Genomic DNA, 20,948 nt, shown 5'->3' on the forward strand with positions numbered 1-20,948 from the left:
TGCCCATGACGGTGCCCGCGCCGGGGCTGCCCGTCCGGGTCCGCATCCACGAGGTCGGAGCCCGTGACGGACTGCAGAACGAGAAGTCCGTCGTACCGACCGGGGTGAAGGCGGAGTTCATCCGCCGTCTCGCGGAGGCCGGGCTCTCCACGATCGAGGCGACCAGCTTCGTCCACCCGAAGTGGGTGCCCCAACTGGCGGACGCGGAACAGCTGTTCCCGCTCATCGGCGACATCGCGGATGTAGGGGACGTGGCCCTGCCCGTCCTGGTGCCCAACGAGCGCGGTCTGGACCGGGCGCTCGCGCTCGGTGCACGCCGGATCGCCGTGTTCGGCTCGGCGACGGAGACGTTCGCGGCCCGCAACCTCAACCGCACGGTGGACGAGTCGCTCGCCATGTTCGAGCCGGTGGTCGCCCGGGCGAAGGCGGCCGGTGTGCATGTGCGCGGCTATCTGTCGATGTGCTTCGGGGACCCCTGGGAAGGGGCCGTGCCCGTCGCGCAGGTCGTGCGGGTCGCGAAGGCGCTGATGGACCTCGGCTGCGACGAGCTCTCCCTCGGCGACACGATCGGCGTGGCCACCCCGGGTCATGTGACGGCACTGCTGACCGCGCTGAACGAGGCGGGGGTCCCCACCGGCACGATCGGGGTGCACTTCCACGACACGTACGGCCAGGCGCTCTCCAACACCCTGGCCGCGCTCCAGCACGGTGTGACGACGGTGGACGCCTCGGCCGGCGGCCTCGGCGGCTGCCCGTACGCGAAGAGCGCGACCGGAAATCTCGCCACCGAGGATCTCGTGTGGATGCTCGACGGCCTCGGTGTCGAAACCGGGGTCGACCTCGGCGCACTCACCGCCACAAGCGTGTGGATGGCCGAACAGCTGGGCCGCCCGAGCCCTTCCCGTACCGTCCGCGCGCTGTCCCACAAGGAGTGAACGACCCATGTCCCTTGACCACCGGCTGACCGCCGAGCACGAGGAACTGCGCCGCACCGTCGAGGAGTTCGCACACGATGTGATCGCCCCGAAGATCGGCGACTTCTACGAGCGCCACGAGTTCCCGTACGAGATCGTGCGGGAGATGGGGCGCATGGGCCTGTTCGGCCTGCCCTTCCCCGAGGAGTACGGCGGCATGGGCGGCGACTACCTCGCCCTCGGGATCGCCTTGGAGGAGCTGGCCCGGGTCGACTCCTCCGTGGCGATCACGCTGGAGGCGGGTGTATCGCTCGGCGCCATGCCGGTCTACCGCTTCGGGACCGAGGAGCAGAAGCAGCGTTGGCTGCCGAAGCTGTGCGCGGGCGAGGCGCTCGGCGCGTTCGGTCTGACGGAGCCGGACGGCGGCTCGGACGCGGGCGGGACGCGGACGACGGCCGTTCTGGACGAGGCCGCCGGCGAATGGGTGATCAACGGCTCCAAGTGCTTCATCACCAACTCCGGTACGGACATCACGGAGCTGGTCACGGTGACTGCGGTCACCGGCCGCAAGGAGAACGGCGCCCCGCGCATCTCCGCGATCATCGTCCCGTCGGGCACCCCCGGCTTCACCGTGGCCGCCCCGTACTCCAAGGTCGGCTGGAACGCCTCGGACACCCGTGAGCTGTCCTTCTCCGACGTCCGCGTCCCGGCGGCGAACCTGCTGGGCGAGGAGGGCCGTGGTTACGCGCAGTTCCTGCGGATCCTGGACGAGGGCCGGATCGCGATCTCGGCGCTCTCGACGGGTCTGGCGCAGGGCTGTGTGGACGAGTCGCTGAAGTACGCGAAGGAGCGGCACGCCTTCGGGAAGCCGATCGGCGCCAACCAGGCCATCCAGTTCAAGATCGCGGACATGGAGACGCGGGCGCACATGGCCCGGGTCGGCTGGCGGGACGCGGCCTCGCGGCTGGTGGCGGGCGAGCCGTTCAAGAAGGAGGCGGCGATCGCGAAGCTGTACTCCTCGACGGTGGCGGTGGACAACGCCCGCGAGGCGACGCAGATCCACGGCGGCTACGGCTTCATGAACGAGTACCCGGTGGCCCGCATGTGGCGCGACTCCAAGATCCTTGAGATCGGCGAGGGCACGAGCGAGGTCCAGCGGATGCTGATCGCCCGGGAGCTGGGCATGGACGCCTGACACGCGGGCAGATGCCGGCCTCCAGCCGGTTCACCGGCTGTGCCCGGACGTCCACGACAGCCGCCTTCCCTGGTCACGGGGGAGGCGGCTTTCCCGTGGGCCGGTAACGGAACGGCCGCTCCCCCTTGCCCTCCCCGTCCACGATATGTGAGGTTAGGCTAGCCTTCCTTCGAATCGTCAGCGGGCGCCCTGGGGCGCGTACGAAAGCAGACCCACTCATGTCCAACCTCCGGACCAGCCCACTCTCCCGCCGCGGCCTGCTGGCCGCCGGTGGCGTCGTCGGTCTCGGTGCCGTCCTCGCAGCCTGTGGCGACGGCGACGAGAAGAGCTCCGCCTCGGGTTCGGGTGCGGAGAAATCCGGCCCCTGGTCCTTCAAGGACGACCGCGGGCAGACGGCCGAGGCCGAGTCCGCGCCGAAGAACATCGTCGCGTTCATCGGTGTCGCCGCCGCGCTCCACGACTACGGCGTCGAGGTCAAGGGTGTCTTCGGTCCGACGAAGACCTCCGACGGCAAGGCCGATGTGCAGGCCGGTGACCTGGACATCAGCAAGGTCGAGGTGCTCGGCAACGTCTGGGGCGAGTTCAACGTCGAGAAGTACGCCGGCCTCGCGCCGGACCTCCTCGTCACCGCCATGTGGGAGAAGGACGCCCTCTGGTACGTGCCGGACCAGTCCAAGGACAAGATCCTCAAGCTGGCCCCGAGCGTCGCCCTGTGGGCCGCGCAGACCACGGTGCCGAAGGCGATCCAGCGCCACGAGGACCTCGCCGCCTCCCTCGGCGCCGACGTCAAGGCCAAGAAGGTCACCGACGCCAAGGCCGCGTTCGAGAAGGCGGCGGCCCGGCTGCGCGCCGCCGCCAAGTCCCAGCCGAACATCAAGGTCATGGTCGGCTCGGCGAGCCAGGACCTGTTCTACGTCTCCCTCGCCAAGACGTCCGCCGACACCCTGTACTTCCAGGAGCTCGGCGTGCAGTTCGTCGAGCCGAAGGTCAACTCGGCCGGCTTCTTCGAGGAGCTGAGCTGGGAGAACGTCGACAAGTACGACGCCGACATCATCATGATGGACAACCGCTCCTCGGCCCTGCAGCCCGACGCGCTGACCTCCAAGCCGACCTGGGCCCAGCTGCCCGCCGTCAAGGCCGGCCAGGTCATCCCGCGTACGACGGAGCCCATCTACTCCTACGACAAGTGCGCGCCGATCCTCGACGCCCTCGCCGAGGCCATCGAGAAGGCCAAGAAGGTCAGCTGACCCTGCGGCCCTGCCGGGAGTGACTCCCGGCAGGGCCCTCGCCGTTCCGTTTCCCGGGAGGACCCCTCGCATGACGACCGCCACCGCACCCGCCGTCGCCCCCTTCCGGTTCTTCGGCCTGACGGTCCTCAGGACCAGCAGGCTGAGCCCCTCCATCCGGAGAATCACCTTCGGCGGGCCGGGGAGCGACGGCTTCGTCGCCGGAGGCCGGGACCAGAGCCTCTCGATCTTCCTGCCGCACCCGGGCCAGACCGAGGCGGTCGTCCCGGTCGACGAGAACGGTGAGTGGTTCGCGGCCTGGCGGGCCCTGCCCCCGGACGTCCGGGCCGTGATGCGGTCGTACACCGTGCGCGCCCAGCGGTACACCCCGGACGGCTCGACCGAGATCGACATCGACTTCGCCCTCCACGAGGACGGCGGGCCGGCCTGCCGCTGGGCCGAGGCCGCCGTGCCGGGACAGCGGCTCACCGTGCTGGGCCCCACCGGCGAGAACAACAACGGGATCCGCTTCCAGCCGCCGCAGGACACCGGCTGCGTGCTGATCTGCGCCGACGAGACGGCGCTTCCCGCCGCCTCGGCCGCCCTGGAGTGGCTGCCGGCCGGCACGAGGGCCAGGGTCTGGCTGGAGGTCCCGCACACCCAGGACCGGATGGACATCCGCACCGAGGCCGACGCGCACATCACCTGGCTCGTACGGGACGAGGGCGCCCCCTCCGCCGTGGACGCCGTGCGCGCCGCCGCGCTGCCCGAGGGCACCCCGTACGTCTGGATCGCCGGTGAGTCGTCCGGGGTCAGGGCGCTGCGCCGCCACTTCGTGCGGGAGCGGGAGTTCGACCGCAGGCGCGTCACCTTCGTCGGCTACTGGCGGCGCGGGCTGAGCGAGGAGCAGCTGCGGGAGGAAGCGGCACGGGCGGCCGCGTAACACGCCTGCAGTTCTTGTGGGGTTCCTGTGACGGACCCCCCGGGGGGCGGGGATCGCGAAAGTTGTTAGGTTAGGCTTGCCTAACTTAACCGTCGCGCCCTCGTCCCCCCTCTCTCTGCCCGGAGGGCCGCGACGACGTCCCTACCCGGGAGGCCCCCACATGCGTTCCCACCTGCTCAACCACACGACGGCGGAGGACTACCGTCGCTCCGTCACCGCGGGAGTCGAACAGGTCGCAGCCAGACTCGCCTCCACCGAGCAGCCGTTCAGCGGCATCGGCGTGGAGGCGCTCACCCCCGTCGTCGACGCCATCGATCTCGACCGGCCGCTCGGCGACACGGCTGCCGCCCTGGACGAGCTCGGTGAGGTCTACCTCCGCGACGCCGTGTACTTCCACCATCCCCGCTACCTCGCCCACCTCAACTGCCCGGTGGTCATCCCCGCCGTGGTCGGCGAGGCCGTGCTCTCCGCGGTCAACTCCTCCCTGGACACCTGGGACCAGAGCGCGGGCGGCACGCTGATCGAGCGCCGGCTGATCGACTGGACGGCCACCCGCACCGGCCTCGGCCCCGCGGCGGACGGCGTCTTCACCAGCGGTGGCACGCAGTCCAACCTGCAGGCGCTGCTGCTGGCCCGCGAGGAGGCCAAGCTCCGCCCCGAGGAGTTCACCCGGCTGCGGATCCTCACCTCCGAGTGCAGCCACTTCAGCGTCCAGAAGTCGGCCAAACTCCTCGGCCTGGGACCCGACTCCGTCGTCTCCGTCCCCGTCGACCGCGAGAAGCGCATGCAGACCCTGGCGCTGGCCTCGGCCCTCGAACGCTGCGAGGCCGAGGGCACCGTGCCGATGGCGGTCGTCGCCACCGCGGGCACCACGGACTTCGGCTCGATCGACCCGCTGCCCGAGATCGCCGCGCTCTGCGAGCGGTACGCGACCTGGATGCACGTCGACGCCGCCTACGGCTGCGGGCTGCTCGCCTCGCCCACCCGGCGCGCACTCCTCGACGGCATCGAGCGCGCCGACTCGGTCACCGTGGACTACCACAAGTCCTTCTTCCAGCCGGTGAGTTCGTCCGCCGTGCTGGTCCGCGACCGGGCCACGCTGCGCCATGCCACGTATCACGCGGAGTACCTCAACCCGGAGCGCACCGTCGAGGAACGCATCCCCAACCAGGTGGACAAGTCCCTGCAGACCACGCGCAGGTTCGACGCGCTCAAGCTGTGGATGACGCTCCGCACCATGGGCGCGGACGGTGTCGGTGAGCTGTTCGACGAGGTGTGCGACCGGGCCGCGGAGGGCTGGCGGCTCCTGGCCGCCGACCCGCGCTTCGACGTCGTGGTGGAGCCCCGGCTGTCCACCCTGGTGTTCCGCTACGTCCCCGCCCACGTCAGGACGCCCGCCGACATCGACCGGGCCAACCTCTACGCCCGCAAGGCCCTCTTCGCCTCGGGTGAGGCCGTGGTCGCGGGCACGAAGGTCGGGGACAGCCAGTACCTGAAATTCACCCTGCTCAACCCCGAGACGACCACGGCCGACATCTCCGCCGTCCTCGACCTGATCGCCGGCCACGCCGAGCAGTACCTGGGAGAGTCCCTTGACCGCGCTTCCTGAGCCCCTCGCCGCCCCGTACGACTTCATCGGGATCGGGCTCGGCCCGTTCAACCTCGGACTCGCCTGCCTGACCGAGCCCGTCGAGGAGCTGAACGGGCTGTTCCTGGAGTCCAAGCCGGACTTCGAGTGGCACTCCGGGATGTTCCTCGAAGGGGCCCATCTCCAGACGCCGTTCATGTCGGACCTGGTGACGATGGCCGACCCGACCAGCCCGTACTCCTTCCTGAACTACCTCAAGGAGCGGGGCAGGCTCTACTCGTTCTACATCCGGGAGAACTTCTACCCGCTGCGCACCGAGTACAACGACTACTGCCGGTGGGCCGCGGCCAAGCTGAGCAGCGTCCGATTCAAGCAGACCGTGCAGTCGGTTACGTACGACGAGGGTGACGGCCTGTACACCGTCCGCACCGCCGACAGCGCCTTCCGCGCCCGTCACCTCGTCCTGGGCACCGGCACCCCGCCGCACATCCCGGAGGCCTGCCGTGGCCTGGGCGGCGACTTCCTGCACAACTCCCGCTATCTGCGGGAGAAGGCGGCGCTGCAGGCCAAGAAGTCCATCACGCTGGTGGGCAGCGGGCAGAGCGCGGCGGAGATCTACTACGACCTGCTCTCCGAGATCGACGTGCACGGCTACCGGCTGAACTGGGTGACGCGCTCCCCCCGCTTCTTCCCGCTGGAGTACACGAAGCTCACCCTGGAGATGACCTCACCGGAGTACGTCGACTACTTCCACGCCCTGCCCGAGGAGACGCGCTACCGGCTGGAGTCCGGGCAGAAGGGCCTCTTCAAGGGCATCGACGGCGAGCTGATCGACTCGATCTTCGACCTGCTCTACCAGAAGAACCTGCCGGGCCCCGTGCCCACCCGCCTGCTCACGAACTCCTCTCTGAACAGTGCGCGTTACGAGGAGTCCACGGGCACGTACACGCTGGGCCTCCGCCAGGAGGAGCAGGGCAGGGACTACGAGCTCGACAGTGAGGGTCTGATCCTCGCGACCGGCTACCGGTACGTCCCGCCGGCCTTCCTGGAGCCCGTCGCCCACCGGATCCGGCACGACTCCCGGGGCCGGTTCGACGTGGCCCGCAACTACAGCATCGACACCACCGGGCGCGGGATCTTCCTGCAGAACGCCGGGGTGCACACCCACTCGATCACCTCGCCCGACCTGGGCATGGGTGCCTACCGCAACGCGTACATCATCGGCGAACTGCTCGGCCGTGAGTACTACCCGGTCGAGAAGTCCGTCGCTTTCCAGGAGTTCGCAGCATGACCAGCACGAAACCCCAGGGGACGTTCACCGTCCGCCCCATGGACCCCTCCCCCGGCCGGCCGGGCCGGAGGTCCGACACCGAGCTGGTGCACGAGTGGGTCACCCACCCCAGGGCGGCCTTCTGGATGATGGGCGACGCCCGGCTGGAGGACGTCGAGCGGGAGTACACGGCGATAGCCGCCCACCCGCACCACGACGCCTTCATCGGGCTGCACGACGGCCGGCCCGCCTTCCTGATGGAGCGCTACGACCCCACCGAGGTCGAGCTCAAGGGGCTGTACGACGCGGAGCCCGGTGACGTCGGGATGCACTTCCTGGTCGCCCCGCCCGAGACGCCGGTGCACGGCTTCACCCGGGCCGTGATCACCACCGTCATGGAGACCCTGTTCGCCGATCCGCGGGTCCGCAGGGTCGTCGTCGAACCCGACGTCACCAACACCGCGGTGCACGCGCTGAACAAGGCGGTCGGCTTCGAGGTGGTCCGCGAGATCACCAAGCCGGAGAAACAGGCCCTGCTCAGCACCTGCACCCGCGAGCAGTTCGAGGCCGCTACCACTGGAGCCCCCCGATGAACGACCGCACCACCACTACCGCAGCCGTCGAGCACCTGACCCCCGAGCGCTGGGCCGTCGCCAACCGGCTGCTGATCCGCAAGGCGCTGGCCGAGTTCTCCCACGAACGGCTGCTGGTCCCGGTCCCGCTCGACGACGGCGGCTACAGCGTGCGCGGCGACGACGGGACCGTCGAGTACCGCTTCACCGCCCGCCGCTTCGCGCTGGACCACTGGCAGGTCGACGCCGGGTCGATCACACGTCACCGGCACGGCTCGGACCTCCCGCTGGACGCGCTGGAGTTCTTCGTCGAGCTGCGCTCCACGCTGGGCCTGTCGGCGGAGATCCTGCCCGTGTACCTGGAGGAGATCTCCTCCACGCTGGCCGGAACCGCGTACAAACTGACCAAGGAACCGACCACCGCCGCACAGCTCGCCGGGTCCGGTTTCCAGGCGGTGGAGACCGGCATGACCGAGGGGCACCCCTGCTTTGTCGCCAACAACGGGCGACTCGGCTTCGGGGTCGACGCCTATCGCGCGTACGCCCCGGAGGCGGCGACCGGGATCCGCCTGGTCTGGCTGGCCGCCCGTCGCGATCGCGCCACCTTCACTGCGGGCACCGGGCTGGACTACCCGGCCCTCATCGCGGGTGAGCTCGGCGAGGAGACGCTCGGCAGGTTCGCCGCGCGGATGACGGACCTCGGGCTCGACCTCGACGACTACCTGCTGATCCCGGTCCACCCCTGGCAGTGGTGGAACAAGCTCGCGATCACCTTCGCCGGAGAGGTGGCTCAGCAGCATCTGGTCTGCCTGGGCGAGGGCGAGGACGCCTATCTCGCCCAGCAGTCGATCCGGACCTTCTTCAACACCGACCACCCCGAGAAGCACTATGTGAAGACGGCGCTGTCCGTGCTGAACATGGGCTTCATGCGGGGGCTCTCCGCCTCGTACATGGAGGCGACCCCCGCGATCAACGACTGGCTGGCCGGTCTGATCGAGCGCGACGAGCTGCTGCGCGGGGCCGGGTTCTCGATCATCCGGGAGCGGGCCGCCATCGGCTACCACCACCGGACCTACGAGGCGGCGACCGCCAAGGGGTCCCCGTACCGGAAGATGCTCGCCGCGCTCTGGCGTGAGAGCCCCGTCCCGTCCCTGGCCGGGCGTGAGCGGCTCGCGACGATGGCCTCGCTGCTGCACACCGACGCGGAGGGCCGCTCGGTGGCGGGCGCGCTGATCGCCGAGTCGGGGCTCGACCCGGCCGACTGGCTGCGGCGGTACCTGGACGCGTACCTCGTGCCGGTGCTGCACAGCTTCTACGCGTACGACCTGGTGTTCATGCCGCACGGCGAGAACGTGATCCTGGTGATCGAGGACGGTGTGGTGCGCCGGACGGTCTTCAAGGACATCGCCGAGGAGATCGCGGTCATGGACCCGGACGCGGTCCTGCCGCCCCAGGTCGAGCGGATCCGCGCGGACGTCCCCGAGGACATGAAGCTGCTGTCGGTCCTCACCGACGTCTTCGACTGCTTCTTCCGCTTCCTGGGGGCGGACCTGGCCACGGAGGGGGTCCTCGACGAGGAGACCTTCTGGCGGACGGTCGCGGCGTGCGTCAGGGGCTACCAGGACTCCGTGCCGTACCTCGCCGACAAATTCAAGCAGTACGACATGTTCACGGAGGAGTTCGCGCTGTCCTGCCTGAACCGGCTGCAGCTGCGTGACAACCAGCAGATGGTCGACCTGGAGGACCCGGCGGGCGCGCTCCAGCTGACCGGCAGGCTGCGGAACCCGATCGCGGGGTACTGAGGCCGAAGGATGAGAACGTAACGGACATTCCCGCCAGATTAACCCCGCAGAATGAGATTTCTGCCCGATATCGGGCAGATTTCTTGCGTAGCGCCCTCGATCCACGCAATATCGACGAGTGCTCGAACACCGCCCCGCGCATGACGACCTCATCGACCACCTCGTACGCTCCACCGCGCTCCAGCGCGGTGAGGCCGCCAGGGTGATCCTCGACGTGCTGGCGTACTTCGACGAGACGACCGAGGCCTTCGTCCGGCGCCGCCACCGCGAACTGCAGTCCGGCGGCCTGGTGAACACGGAGATCTTCGAGCGGATCGCGGCCGAGCTGCCGCACCGCGCGGTGGCGCCGCAGGAGCTCTCGCTCCGCCAGCTGCGCCGCATCGTCTACGGCTGAGCGGGACGGGCCGGGCACCGGACTTTTGTACGTCGATGGAGGGGCAGGGACCCATGTGCGGGATCGTCGGTTACATCGGGAAGCGTGACGTGGCTCCGCTGCTGCTGGAAGGCCTGCAGCGGCTGGAGTACCGGGGCTACGACTCCGCGGGCATCGTCATCACGGGCAAGGCCCCGGCGGGCAGGTCCGGCACCCTGAAGATGGTCAAGGCCAAGGGCCGGGTCCGCGAGCTGGAGGCCCGCGTGCCCAAGCGGTTCGCCGGCACCACCGGCATCGCCCACACCCGCTGGGCCACGCACGGCGCCCCGAGCGACGAGAACGCGCACCCGCACCTGGACGCGGAGAGCAAGGTCGCCGTCGTCCACAACGGCATCATCGACAACGCCTCCGAGCTCCGCGCGAAGCTCGTCGCCGACGGTGTCGTCTTCCTCTCGGAGACCGACACCGAGGTGCTGGTGCACCTGATCTCCCGCTCCCAGGCGCTGACGCTGGAGGAGAAGGTCCGCGAGGCACTGAAGTCCGTCGAGGGCACGTACGGCGTCGCCGTCCTGCACGCCGACTTCAACGACCGCATCGTCGTCGCCCGCAACGGCTCCCCGGTCGTGCTCGGCATCGGCGAGAAGGAGATGTTCGTCGCCTCCGACGTGGCGGCCCTGGTCGCGCACACCCGGCAGATCGTCACCCTGGACGACGGCGAGATGGCCACCCTCAAGGCCGACGACTTCCGTACGTACACCACGGAGGGCTCGACCACGACGGCCACGCCGACCACCGTGGAGTGGGAGGCCGAGTCGTACGACATGGGCGGCCACGACACGTACATGCACAAGGAGATCTCCGAGCAGGCCGACGCCGTGGACCGCGTGCTGCGCGGCCGCATCGACGACCGCTTCTCCACCGTGCACCTGGGCGGCCTGAATCTGGACGCCCGCGAGGCGCGCGGGGTCCGCCGGATCAAGATCCTGGGCTGCGGCACCTCGTACCACGCGGGCATGATCGGCGCCGGCCTCATCGAGGAGCTGGCCCGCATCCCCGCGGACGCGGAGCCCGCGTCCGAGTTCCGCTACCGCAACCCGGTCGTGGACCCCGACACCCTGTACGTCGCCGTCTCGCAGTCCGGCGAGACCTACGACGTGCTGGCCGCCGTGCAGGAGCTCAAGCGCAAGGGCGCGCGTGTCCTGGGCGTCGTGAACGTCGTCGGTTCGGCGATCGCCCGTGAGGCCGACGGCGGCATGTACGTCCACGCGGGCCCCGAGGTCTGCGTCGTCTCCACCAAGTGCTTCACGAACACCGTCGTGGCCTTCGCGCTGCTCGCCCTGCACCTGGGCCGCATCCGCGACCTGTCGGTGGCCGACGGCAAGCGGATCATCGAGGGGCTGCGCAAGCTGCCGGAGCAGATCGGTCAGATCCTGGAGTCGGAGGACGAGATCAAGAAGCTGGCCGAGGAGTACGCCGGCGCGCAGTCGATGATGTTCATCGGCCGCGTCCGGGGCTACCCGGTCGCGCTGGAGGCCTCCCTGAAGCTCAAGGAGATCTCGTACATCCATGCCGAGGCCTACCCCGCCTCGGAGCTCAAGCACGGCCCTCTCGCGCTCATCGAGCCGGCGCTCCCCACCGTCGCGATCGTCCCGGACGACGACCTGCTGGAGAAGAACCGCGCCGCGCTGGAGGAGATCAAGGCCCGCAGCGGACGCATCCTCGCCGTCGCCCACCGCGAGCAGGAGAAGGCCGACCACACGATCGTCGTCCCGAAGAACGAGAACGAGCTGGACCCGATCCTGATGGGCATCCCGCTGCAGCTGCTCGCCTACCACACGGCGCTGGCCATGGGCCGTGACATCGACAAGCCGCGCAACCTGGCGAAGTCGGTCACCGTCGAGTAGCGGACACCGTCCCGCTGCCTGCGAAAGGCCCCTGACGTCGCGTCAGGGGCCTTTCCGTGCGCTCAGGGGCGCTCAGGGGATGACGATGACCGGACGCTGGGCCCGGCGCGCGAGACGGCCGGCCACGGACCCGAAGATGCGGCCCACGATGCCGTGCGTCGAGCCGACGACGATCGCGTCGGCCGAATACTCCCGGCCGACCTCCTCCAGCTCGTGGCAGATGTCCCCGCCGCGCTCCACGAGGACCCAGGGGACCTCGGCGAGATAGTCCGCGCAGGCCAGCTCCAGGCCGAGGACCTCGGTGCGGTGATCGGGAACGTCGACGAAGACGGGCGGCTCGCAGCCGGCCCAGACGGTGGTCGGCAGCCGGTTGGCCACATGGACGATGATCAGTCCGGAGCTGTGCCGGTTCGCCATTCCGATGGCGTACGCGAGGGCTCGTTCGCTGGACATGGAGCCGTCGAAACCGACCACGACTCCATGCCGGAAGGCAGGATCGCAGGAAGGGCGCGACTCTCCGACCGGCCGCGGTTCCGACCCGGGGTCGGCTACCTGCTTGCGGTCTGCGGGTTCAGGGATTTCGTGACCGGCCATCGGTGTCTCGGCGAAGAGAGTCCTCGTGAGGAGGGAGCGGTTTGGAGGTGTACCTGCGAGCGGTGGAGCTGTGTCCGGGAAACATCTTCCCAACCCCCTACCCCCAAGGGTACGGCGCCACTCCTCCACTGCCCAGCGCTCACACATCGCGGGCGGCGATGGAGGGAGCATGCCGGAGAGTGCCCCGGTATGGCAATGCCGGTTGCGTCGTACATCCAGCTCGTGGACGCTTCGACGGGTTCCGGTCACGGTGTCCGGCCGACGCTCAGCGCGATCCGGGCGCGGCGGCCGAATGTGCCACCCGCCCCTCCGGCCGGGGTCGTCACGCCCCGCCATCATGCAATTGCACATCGTTCACCCGGAGAGTCCGAATGGCCTCCAGAGGCCCCAGAGGCGCATGGATGCTCCCGTGACCAGGGGGCGTACGCCGGTCGCATGACTGGATTACGCACGCACAACCATCGGTTTTCAGCCAACTTCACCCCTACCCCGTTCCCTTGGGGTCGGAGCCGCCCAACCCGCGTGCCACCAGGCAGGAATAGACCGCGCGGTACGCTTTGACCCTATGGGGACGGGCCATGATCGTCATGCGCACTTCCCTGTGGGGCTCACGGGTGAAACGCTTCGTGATCGAACGCTTCGCGCCAAGTTGCCTTGTCGACATAGTGCCGGTGGGGGAACGTGTCACGTCGGGACCACGGGACGCAGTAGATTCGATCTTGAGTGTCGAGGACTGGGGACGCGTGCGAGACCGAGGGGAAACGTGCAGGAGCGACAGGCCCGTAAGGACCAGGAAGACGCGAACACCGAGGGGGGCTTAGCGTCATGAGCCAGGACTCCGCCACCGCAACGGAGGCGTCACGGAAGCTGACCGGGCGGCGACGCCGGGAAGTCGTAGCCGTACTGCTGTTCAGTGGCGGCCCTATCTTCGAGAGCTCCATTCCGCTCTCAGTTTTCGGAATCGACCGGCAGGACGCGGGCGTTCCCCGCTACCGCCTGCTGGTCTGCGGGGGTGAGGAAGGACCGCTGCGCACCACCGGCGGGCTCGAACTCAGCGCACCGTACGGCCTGGAGGCGATCAGCAGGGCAGGCACCGTCGTGGTACCCGCCTGGCGGTCCATCACCTCCCCGCCGCCCGCAGAGGCCCTGGACGCGCTGCGCCGCGCCCATGAGGAGGGTGCCCGCATCGTCGGACTCTGCACGGGGGCCTTCGTCCTCGCCGCGGCCGGCCTGCTGGACGGCCGCCCGGCCACCACGCACTGGATGTACGCACCGACGCTGGCCAAGCGCTACCCGTCGGTGCACGTCGATCCGCGTGAGCTGTTCGTCGACGACGGCGACGTGCTCACCTCGGCCGGGACGGCGGCCGGAATCGATCTGTGCCTCCACATAGTCCGTACCGACCACGGCACCGAGGCGGCAGGGGCCCTGGCCCGCAGGCTCGTCGTACCGCCGCGGCGCAGTGGCGGTCAGGAGCGCTACCTCGACAGGTCTTTACCCGAAGAGATCGGCTCCGACCCGCTCGCCGAGGTCGTGGCCTGGGCGCTGGAGCATCTCCACGAGCAGTTCGACGTGGAGACGCTGGCCGCGCGTGCCTACATGAGCCGGCGGACCTTCGACCGCAGGTTCCGTTCGCTCACGGGCAGCGCACCGCTGCAGTGGCTCATCACCCAGCGCGTGCTGCAGGCGCAGCGGCTGCTCGAGACCTCCGACTACTCCGTCGACGAGGTCGCGGGCCGCTGCGGCTTCCGCTCGCCGGTCGCGCTGCGCGGGCACTTCCGCCGCCAGCTGGGCTCCTCCCCCGCCGCGTACCGGGCCGCCTACCGGGCCCGACGTCCGCAGGGCGGGGCGCTGGAGAGCGTCGCCACGGTGCTCGAGACGTCCGTACCCGTCCAGGGCACGGGACCGAGCCGGCGGGCCGCCGCGGCGTCCTCACACGGCCCGTCGCCGGTCACCGCGACGGCCGCTCCCGGCGGCGCCGTGGACCGCCTCGGACCGGGTCCCGAGGCGTACGCTACGGGCCGCCCGGCCCTGCCGGGGCAGCGCAGCGCCCCGTAGGGTGGAGCCCATGAACGACCGTATGGTGTGGATCGACTGCGAGATGACCGGGCTCTCGCTGACGGACGACGCACTCGTCGAGGTGGCCGCACTGGTCACCGACTCGGAACTGAACGTGCTCGGCGAAGGGGTGGACATCGTGATCCGCCCGCCGGACGCGGCCCTGGAGACCATGCCCGAGGTGGTGCGGCAGATGCACACCGCCTCGGGCCTCCTCGACGAGCTGGCCGGGGGCACGACCCTGGCCGACGCGGAGGAGCGGGTCATGGCCTACATCCGCGAGCACGTGAAGGAGCCGGGCAAGGCGCCGCTGTGCGGAAACTCGGTCGGCACCGACCGGGGCTTCCTGGCGCGTGACATGCCGTCGCTGGAGGGTTACCTCCACTACCGGATCGTCGATGTGTCCTCGGTCAAGGAGCTGGCGCGCCGCTGGTACCCGAGGGCGTACTTCAACAGTCCGGAGAAGAACGGCAACCACCGGGCGCTCGCCGACATCCGCGACTCCATCACGGAGCTGCGTTACTACCGGGACGCGGTCTTCGTACCGCAGCCCGGACCGGACTCGGCCCGCGCCAAGGAGATCGCGGCGCGCCACACGCCGGCCGCCGGGCAGTAGGGACACCGCTGGTCACGGGCCCTCCGGGGCCCGTGCACCCGCCCCGGAGAACCGGGGCGCGAGCACCCGCTCGGACCCTGTACACTTTTTCTCGGCCGGTCAGGAAAGCGACCGGGCGACATGGTGGGTATAGCTCAGCTGGCAGAGCACCTGGTTGTGGTCCAGGATGTCGCGGGTTCAAGTCCCGTTACTCACCCTGAACGATCAGCCCCTGACCTGGGAAAACGGGTCAGGGGCTGAGTCTTTTCCCCGGCGCCGGACAGGTGGCGCCCCTCACTTCCGCGGCTCCGTACGCCGCGGGTCGCCCGCGGCGACCGGACACGCGGCGCCGACGGGCGGGCGGCCCTCCCGCCCCCTTCCGCCCCCTCATGCGCCGGCCCGGCCGGGTGACACCCGCCACACCCCGCTCCGCCCCGCATGGCGAGCCTGCGGACCGGGCATCCGGCTTCACGGGCCCTGCCGCGCTATCCCCCGACGCGGCAGGGCCCTCTCGCGCCCGCGCGAAGGTCACGGCCCCCGGACGGCACCGCCCGGGGGCCGTTGCGTGCCAAAAATCCGCAGCTGTGTGGAAGGCGTGATGAGGCTTCATGCATACGTTCGGGTCTCATGGGCACGCGCACTGCATCCCGAACGAATGGCTGACCGAACGAAGCCGACAGGAAGCCACAATGACGCACGGCAGGTGAAGCACATGGCCACGACCGAGAACACCAAGAGCGATCAAGGCAGCAGTGGCGGCAACAGCCGGATCGGTGTCTCCACAGCAATGCGGAAAGCGGCCGAACAGCTTGCCGAACTCCTCCAGCGCCAGCCCGATTCGGTGTCCTCGCTGAATGCGACGGACGACGGCTGGGCGGCTGATGTGGAAGTCGTCGAGATCGAGAAGATCCCCGACACCATGAGCGTGATGGCCTCCTATCGCGTCAGGCTCGACGGTCAGGGTCAACTCGTGGGCTACGAACGAATTCGACGGTACTCGCGAGGACAGGTCGACCGCTGAGCCGACCACTCGCCGAGCAGCCGTACCGCGCAACACAACTCATTGGAAGGAAGACCGACCATGAGTCTCGTACAGCAGAGCAACGCCTCCAGCAACAGCGGAGGCGGATCCGGAAATCTCTACGACGTTCTTGAGCTCATCCTCGACAGGGGGCTCGTCATCGATGCCTTCATTCGTGTCTCGCTCGTCGGTATCGAGATCCTCAAGATCGACGTGCGTGTCGTCGTCGCCAGCGTGGATACGTATCTGCGTTTCGCCGAGGCGTGCAACCGGCTGGACCTGGAGTCGGGCCGGAAGGCTCCCGCGCAGCTCACCGACATAGTCGGGGACACGATGGAGAGCGGCGCCAAGGGCAAGTCGAAAGGGGCACTGACCGGTGCGGTCGAAGCCTTCACGGACTCCCTCCAGAGTGGCCGTGACGACTCCGACGAGAAGGAGAAGGAGAAGCGGCCGGCGCGCAAGACCGCTTCGAGCAGCAGCCGCCGGACGTCCCAGCGAGGGGAGGAGTAACGCATGCCGACCTACATCTACGCCATCACCGCGGCCGACCACCCGCTGCGGCTGGACGGCCTGTCCGGTGTCGGGGAACCGGCGTCGGAGCTGCGCACCGTCAAGACGGGGGAGCTCGGCGCGGTGGTCAGCGACGCACCGGCCGACCTGCGGGCGAAGCGACGTGATCTCGTCGCCCACCAGAGCGTGCTGGAGAGGCTGATGGCCGACGGCGCCGCGCTCCCGATGCGCTTCGGGCTCGTAGGGCCGGACGACGATCAGGTACGCGCCGCGCTCGAGCAGGGCAAGGACAGCTACACGGCCCGCCTTTCCGAGCTGGACGGCCGCCTCGAGTACAACGTGAAGGTCTCGCGCGACGAGGAGAGCCTGCTGCGGGAGATTCTCACGGAATCGCCCGAGGCCCGGCGGCTGAGTGAACACACCCGGCAGAACCCGGGGGCGCAGGACCAGAAGATGGCTCTCGGCGAACTCGTGTCGCACGAGGTCCAGGCCCGGCAGGAAGCAATGGGACGGGAATTGGCGAGCGCACTGGCGACCGCCGCGGAACGGGTCTCCGAAGGAGAACCCACGAAGGCCCATTTCCTGAACGTGTCCTACCTCGTGAAGCGCGACGAGGCGTCCGCCTTCTCGCAGGCGGTCCACGAGGAGGCCGAGCGCAGGGGTGACGACTACACGTTCGCCCTGAACGGCCCTCTTCCGCCCTACAGCTTCGTCTGACGTACATCCCTCGCAGAGGGGAGGCACCTGTTCATGGGCCTCATTACGCAACTGCTCACCCTTCCGCTGGCTCCGGTACGCGGCACGGCATGGGTTCTCGATCAAGTGGTGCAAGCCGCTGAGCGCGAGCACTACGACCCGGCAGCCGTACGCACGCAATTGGCCGAGCTGGAACGTGAACTGCTGAGCGGCGAAATCGACGAGGAAGAATTCGACCGACGCGAGGACGAACTGCTGGACTGGCTCGCCGAGTGCGAGGCCTACAGGAATCGTCCGGACGGCAACTCCTGATGATGGGAGATTGAGGTGTTCGAAAGATGACCGGCAATGCAAAGATAGGTGCGGCCCTGGTGGGCGGCTATCTGCTGGGACGTACCAAGAAAGCCAAGCTGGCGATCGGCTTCGGCATGTTCCTGGCAGGCAAGAAGCTGAGCCTGGACCCGAGGCAGCTCGGCAAGTTGCTGGCCGACTCGCCGCTCGTGGGCGGCCTCAACGACCAGGTCCGCAAGGAGCTGGTGGGCGCCACGAAGACGGCCGCCACCAAGGCCCTTACACAGCGGGCCACGGGCCTCGCCGACTCCCTGCACAAGCGCACGCTCGAACTCGAGGACCCGTCCGGCGCCAAGGCGCGGGACGAGGAGGACGAGACCGACGAGGAGTCCGAGGAGGACGACCTCGACGCGCGGGACGCGCAGGACGACGAGGACCAGGACAGCGAGGACACGGAGAAGAAGCCGGCCCCGCGTCGCACGGCGGCAGCCAAGAAGACAGCCAAGCCGGCGGCCAGGTCCGCAGGCGGTGCTGCCCGGCGGACCGCCTCGGGCGGCGCGCGGAAGAAGGCCGCTCCGGCTGCCCGCAAGGCCGCCTCCGGCGCCCGCGGGAAGCGGGGTGGCAGCAATGGCTGACTCGGCTTTCAGCAAGCTCAAGGACGACGTGGCGAACAATCCCGCCACCGACCGCCTCAAGGAAGAGCTGCAGAACTACCTCAAGGCGCGGGCGCAGCACGCGGTCACCAACCTCGGCCACAAGCTGGGCGAGGGGGTCGGCAGACTCGCGGACGGTGACGCCCCCGGCGGCGCGGCGAAGACCCTCGCCAAGGGCGGCAAGGCGCTCAGCGAGGGCAAGTCCCCCGCACAGGCCGCCGTCAGCGCCGGCGCGTCCCACGTGAAGGACGCCATCAAGGACAAGGTCAAGGGGCTGTTCGGCAAGGGCCGCAAGGGCGGTGGAGGCAAGTCGAAGAGCGTCACCATCTCCGAGGACATCGACGTCGGTGTGCCGGTGCGCGAGGCCTACGACCAGTGGACCCAGTTCCAGGAGTTCAGCACCTTCGCCAAGGGTGTCGTGAGCGTCGAGAAGGCCGACGACACGAGCAGCAACTGGAAGGTGAAGGTCGCCAAGTCCACGCGCAGCTGGAAGGCGAACGTCACCGAGCAGGTTCCGGACGAGCGGATCACCTGGACCACCGAGGGTGCGAAGGGAACCGTCAAGGGGGTGGTGACGTTCCACGCCATCACCGACAACCTGACGCGGGTCCTGCTCGTTCTCGAGTACTTCCCCAAGGGGCTGTTCGAGAAGACCGGGAACATCTGGCGCGCCCAGGGCCGCAGGGCCCGCCTCGATCTGAAGCTCTACCGCAAGTTCATCATGATGCGCGGCGAGGCGACCGACGGCTGGCGCGGTGAGATCCGCGACGGCGAGGTCGTCATGGAGCACGACGAGGCCATCGAGGAGGAAGAGGCCCGCGCCGAGGAGGAGAACGGCTCCGAGGCGGAGGAGCCCGAGTCCGAGAACGGCGAGGAGGACGAACTCGCGGACGACGAGGACGACGAACTCCCCCCGGAGGACGAGGCCTACGAGGACGACGAGGACGACGATCCCGTCGACGAGGACGAAGAGGCTCCCGCCGACGAGCCCCGTGCGGACGACTCCTACGAGGACGAGGACGAGGACGAGCACGAGGACGTCGAGGAGGACGCGGAGGCCGAGGAGGAGGAGCCTCTCGAGGACGAGGAAGAAGAGGAGCCGGCCCCGCGCGCCCGGCGCCGTACCGCCTCCGCACGGAGCTGACATGCTCCGCCTACAGCACGGATGGGACTGAACCGACGTGTCCGACTCACTGGCCGGCCGCATGGGGGCCTCTTCGGGAGCGTCCCCGTACGGTCAGCAGCAGTCCTCCGCGAATCTGGCCGACATCCTCGAACGCGTCCTGGACAAGGGCGTCGTCATCGCGGGTGACATCCAGATCAACCTGCTCGACATCGAACTCCTGACGATCAAGCTGCGCTTGCTGGTCGCCTCCGTGGACAAGGCCAAGGAGATGGGCATCGACTGGTGGGAGCACGATCCCTCGCTCTCCTCCCGGGCCCGCCCTCCGCAGAGGCCCCAGGCGGTGGACGCGTCGCGGGACGGGGAAGCGGTGGAGGCGGAGAACGCACGGCTGCGGGCCGAGATCGCCGAGCTGAGGGCCGCCGTGGGGCTGCCGGCCTCATCGGCGGCCGGGGCCGGCCAGGACGCGCTTCCCGGGCGTGCCGACGTGGAGAGCACGGAAGGTGAGGATTCGAAGTGACTGCGGAAGTGGCCCCGGCGACGGGCCCGGAGATGTCCTACGTCTACGCCGTCAGCCGCGCGGGAGCCCCTCTCGAGGCGGCTCTCGCGGGGCGGCCCGGCCTGGAGGGGTCTCCTCTGCGGACGGTCCGCGCGGGGGACCTCGTCGCGCTGGTCTCTTCGGTCCCCTCCGCGTCGTACGGAACCGAGGGCGTGAAGGCGCAGATGGAGGACCTCGGACGGCTGGAGGTGCTGGCCCGCACCCACCACGCCGTCGTCGAGGCGGCCTACGAGCACGCTGCCGTACTGCCGATGCGGCTGGTGACGGTCTACCTCGACGACGGGCGTGTCCAGGACATGCTCGGCGCACGCGAGGCCGAGTTCTCCGCTCTGCTCGCCCGCCTCGAAGGCCACGTCGAACTCGGCGTCAAGATCTACGCCGACCCGCGCGAGGCGGTCGCGGTGGGCGGCGGCGGAGCGGAGGCCCCGGCCTCACCTGGGCGGGCCTACCTGCAGCGACGCCGTGCACAGCAGCAGAACCACCGCGCGACCTACCGGGCGGCGGGCTCGGTGGCCGCCGAGGTGCCGGCCCGGGTGGCCGGCATCGCCCGGGCGCACGTCACGCACCGTCCGCAGCAGGGGGACCTCGCCCAGGCCGCGGGCGAGAACATCGTCAACGACGCCTACCTGGTCCAGGACACCGAGGCCGACGCGTTCCGCGCGGCCCTCACGGGGCTCGCCGACGACGTACCGGGCGTGCGCGTGGAGATCACCGGCCCCTGGGCCCCGTACTCCTTCGCGACGCCGCCCGCGGCGGACAGCGGTGATCCGCGATGAATGACGAACTGGGCGCCGCCATGCCCGGTGCGGGGTTCGCCGAACCCCGCACCGGGCATTCCGGGCCGCCCGACGAGTCCATCGAGTCCCTGGCCGGCCGCCAGGTGGCACTGATCGACCTGCTGGACCGCTTGCTGAACGGAGGAGCGGTGCTCACGGGCGACCTGGTCCTCTCCATCGCCGACGTCGACCTGGTGCACATCAATCTGAGGGCCGTGATCCGGTCGATCACGTCCGACGAACCGGCGCCGTGGTGAGGACCGTACGGCGAATGAACGAGGAGCA

22 protein-coding genes and 1 tRNA gene are annotated in these 20,948 nt (G+C 69.4%); 22 read left to right on the forward strand and 1 reads right to left on the reverse strand.

The genetic code is table 11. The features are described from left to right. Window positions 1–5 precede the first annotated feature (5 nt). The 10 genes from OG379_RS14260 to glmS all read left to right on the forward strand — a co-directional run bounded on the left by OG379_RS14260 (window position 6) and on the right by glmS (window position 11,787). Window positions 6–935 (forward strand): hydroxymethylglutaryl-CoA lyase, encoded by a 930-nt coding sequence (locus OG379_RS14260; protein ID WP_405668501.1) that lies wholly within the window; start codon window positions 6–8, stop codon window positions 933–935. A gap of 7 nt (window positions 936–942) precedes the next feature. Beyond that, window positions 943–2,109: an acyl-CoA dehydrogenase family protein gene (locus OG379_RS14265; RefSeq protein WP_362926742.1), complete on the forward strand. Its 1,167-nt coding sequence runs from the start codon at window positions 943–945 to the stop codon at window positions 2,107–2,109. A gap of 218 nt (window positions 2,110–2,327) precedes the next feature. Next, complete coding sequence (locus OG379_RS14270; RefSeq protein ID WP_405662689.1) at window positions 2,328–3,356, forward strand: ABC transporter substrate-binding protein; 1,029 nt, start codon at window positions 2,328–2,330, stop codon at window positions 3,354–3,356. 70 nt (window positions 3,357–3,426) lie between these two features. Beyond that, window positions 3,427–4,278 (forward strand): siderophore-interacting protein, encoded by an 852-nt coding sequence (locus OG379_RS14275; RefSeq protein ID WP_405662692.1) that lies wholly within the window; start codon window positions 3,427–3,429, stop codon window positions 4,276–4,278. Between the two features lie 160 nt (window positions 4,279–4,438). Then, a complete protein-coding gene (locus OG379_RS14280) occupies window positions 4,439–5,887 on the forward strand; it encodes a pyridoxal phosphate-dependent decarboxylase family protein (RefSeq protein ID WP_405662694.1) in 1,449 nt (482 codons plus the stop codon). Further along, window positions 5,871–7,157, forward strand: coding sequence for a lysine N(6)-hydroxylase/L-ornithine N(5)-oxygenase family protein (locus tag OG379_RS14285; protein WP_393759057.1), 1,287 nt, complete (start codon window positions 5,871–5,873; stop codon window positions 7,155–7,157). Before OG379_RS14280 ends, OG379_RS14285 begins: the two co-directional genes overlap by 17 nt. Beyond that, complete coding sequence (locus tag OG379_RS14290) at window positions 7,154–7,729, forward strand: GNAT family N-acetyltransferase (RefSeq protein ID WP_405662696.1); 576 nt, start codon at window positions 7,154–7,156, stop codon at window positions 7,727–7,729. Before OG379_RS14285 ends, OG379_RS14290 begins: the two co-directional genes overlap by 4 nt. Beyond that, a complete protein-coding gene (locus OG379_RS14295) occupies window positions 7,726–9,510 on the forward strand; it encodes an IucA/IucC family protein (protein WP_405662698.1) in 1,785 nt (594 codons plus the stop codon). The genes OG379_RS14290 and OG379_RS14295 overlap by 4 nt, the downstream gene beginning before the upstream one ends. Before the next feature lie 118 nt (window positions 9,511–9,628). Next, the gene (locus tag OG379_RS14300; protein WP_362926760.1) at window positions 9,629–9,904 is read left to right on the forward strand and encodes a hypothetical protein; all 276 of its coding nucleotides are present in this window, start codon (window positions 9,629–9,631) and stop codon (window positions 9,902–9,904) included. Window positions 9,905–9,957: 53 nt separating this feature from the next. Further along, a complete protein-coding gene (gene glmS, locus OG379_RS14305; protein ID WP_393759050.1) occupies window positions 9,958–11,787 on the forward strand; it encodes a glutamine--fructose-6-phosphate transaminase (isomerizing) in 1,830 nt (609 codons plus the stop codon). 72 nt (window positions 11,788–11,859) lie between these two features. Here glmS and OG379_RS14310 read toward each other — a convergent pair whose 3' ends face one another. Continuing rightward, complete coding sequence (locus tag OG379_RS14310) at window positions 11,860–12,381, reverse strand: universal stress protein (protein ID WP_393759048.1); 522 nt, start codon at window positions 12,379–12,381, stop codon at window positions 11,860–11,862. 825 nt (window positions 12,382–13,206) lie between these two features. On the opposite strand from OG379_RS14310, the gene OG379_RS14315 reads away from it, so the two are divergent. The 12 genes from OG379_RS14315 (at window position 13,207) to OG379_RS14370 (ending at window position 20,920) form a co-directional block, all read left to right on the forward strand. Further along, window positions 13,207–14,439 carry a helix-turn-helix domain-containing protein gene (locus tag OG379_RS14315; protein WP_405662701.1) on the forward strand — a complete coding sequence of 411 codons (1,233 nt, stop codon included), beginning with the start codon at window positions 13,207–13,209 and terminating at the stop codon, window positions 14,437–14,439. A gap of 10 nt (window positions 14,440–14,449) precedes the next feature. After that, window positions 14,450–15,055 carry an oligoribonuclease gene (gene orn / locus OG379_RS14320; protein ID WP_104786026.1) on the forward strand — a complete coding sequence of 202 codons (606 nt, stop codon included), beginning with the start codon at window positions 14,450–14,452 and terminating at the stop codon, window positions 15,053–15,055. A 123-nt stretch (window positions 15,056–15,178) separates the two neighbouring features. Beyond that, window positions 15,179–15,251: transfer RNA gene (locus OG379_RS14325), tRNA-His, on the forward strand. A 495-nt stretch (window positions 15,252–15,746) separates the two neighbouring features. Continuing rightward, a complete protein-coding gene (locus OG379_RS14330) occupies window positions 15,747–16,055 on the forward strand; it encodes a gas vesicle protein (RefSeq protein WP_393759043.1) in 309 nt (102 codons plus the stop codon). Between the two features lie 60 nt (window positions 16,056–16,115). Continuing rightward, the gene (locus tag OG379_RS14335; protein WP_405662703.1) at window positions 16,116–16,565 is read left to right on the forward strand and encodes a gas vesicle structural protein GvpA; all 450 of its coding nucleotides are present in this window, start codon (window positions 16,116–16,118) and stop codon (window positions 16,563–16,565) included. Between the two features lie 3 nt (window positions 16,566–16,568). Further along, a complete protein-coding gene (locus OG379_RS14340; RefSeq protein WP_393759039.1) occupies window positions 16,569–17,282 on the forward strand; it encodes a GvpL/GvpF family gas vesicle protein in 714 nt (237 codons plus the stop codon). A 33-nt stretch (window positions 17,283–17,315) separates the two neighbouring features. Further along, a complete protein-coding gene (locus OG379_RS14345; RefSeq protein WP_104786030.1) occupies window positions 17,316–17,573 on the forward strand; it encodes a gas vesicle protein GvpG in 258 nt (85 codons plus the stop codon). Between the two features lie 26 nt (window positions 17,574–17,599). Beyond that, entirely contained in the window at window positions 17,600–18,187 is a 588-nt protein-coding gene (locus tag OG379_RS14350) for a hypothetical protein (protein ID WP_393759037.1), read from the forward strand. Further along, on the forward strand, window positions 18,180–19,349 hold the full coding sequence (locus OG379_RS14355) for an SRPBCC family protein (protein ID WP_405662707.1): 1,170 nt from the start codon (window positions 18,180–18,182) through the stop codon (window positions 19,347–19,349). Before OG379_RS14350 ends, OG379_RS14355 begins: the two co-directional genes overlap by 8 nt. A 37-nt stretch (window positions 19,350–19,386) precedes the next feature. After that, on the forward strand, window positions 19,387–19,848 hold the full coding sequence (locus OG379_RS14360; protein WP_393759033.1) for a gas vesicle protein: 462 nt from the start codon (window positions 19,387–19,389) through the stop codon (window positions 19,846–19,848). Continuing rightward, complete coding sequence (locus OG379_RS14365) at window positions 19,845–20,663, forward strand: GvpL/GvpF family gas vesicle protein (protein ID WP_405662709.1); 819 nt, start codon at window positions 19,845–19,847, stop codon at window positions 20,661–20,663. The genes OG379_RS14360 and OG379_RS14365 overlap by 4 nt, the downstream gene beginning before the upstream one ends. Beyond that, window positions 20,660–20,920 carry a gas vesicle protein gene (locus tag OG379_RS14370; RefSeq protein WP_393759029.1) on the forward strand — a complete coding sequence of 87 codons (261 nt, stop codon included), beginning with the start codon at window positions 20,660–20,662 and terminating at the stop codon, window positions 20,918–20,920. The genes OG379_RS14365 and OG379_RS14370 overlap by 4 nt, the downstream gene beginning before the upstream one ends. Window positions 20,921–20,948 lie beyond the last annotated feature (28 nt).

It is taken from the genome of Streptomyces sp. NBC_01166, assembly GCF_045039765.1.
Classification (GTDB): domain Bacteria; phylum Actinomycetota; class Actinomycetes; order Streptomycetales; family Streptomycetaceae; genus Streptomyces.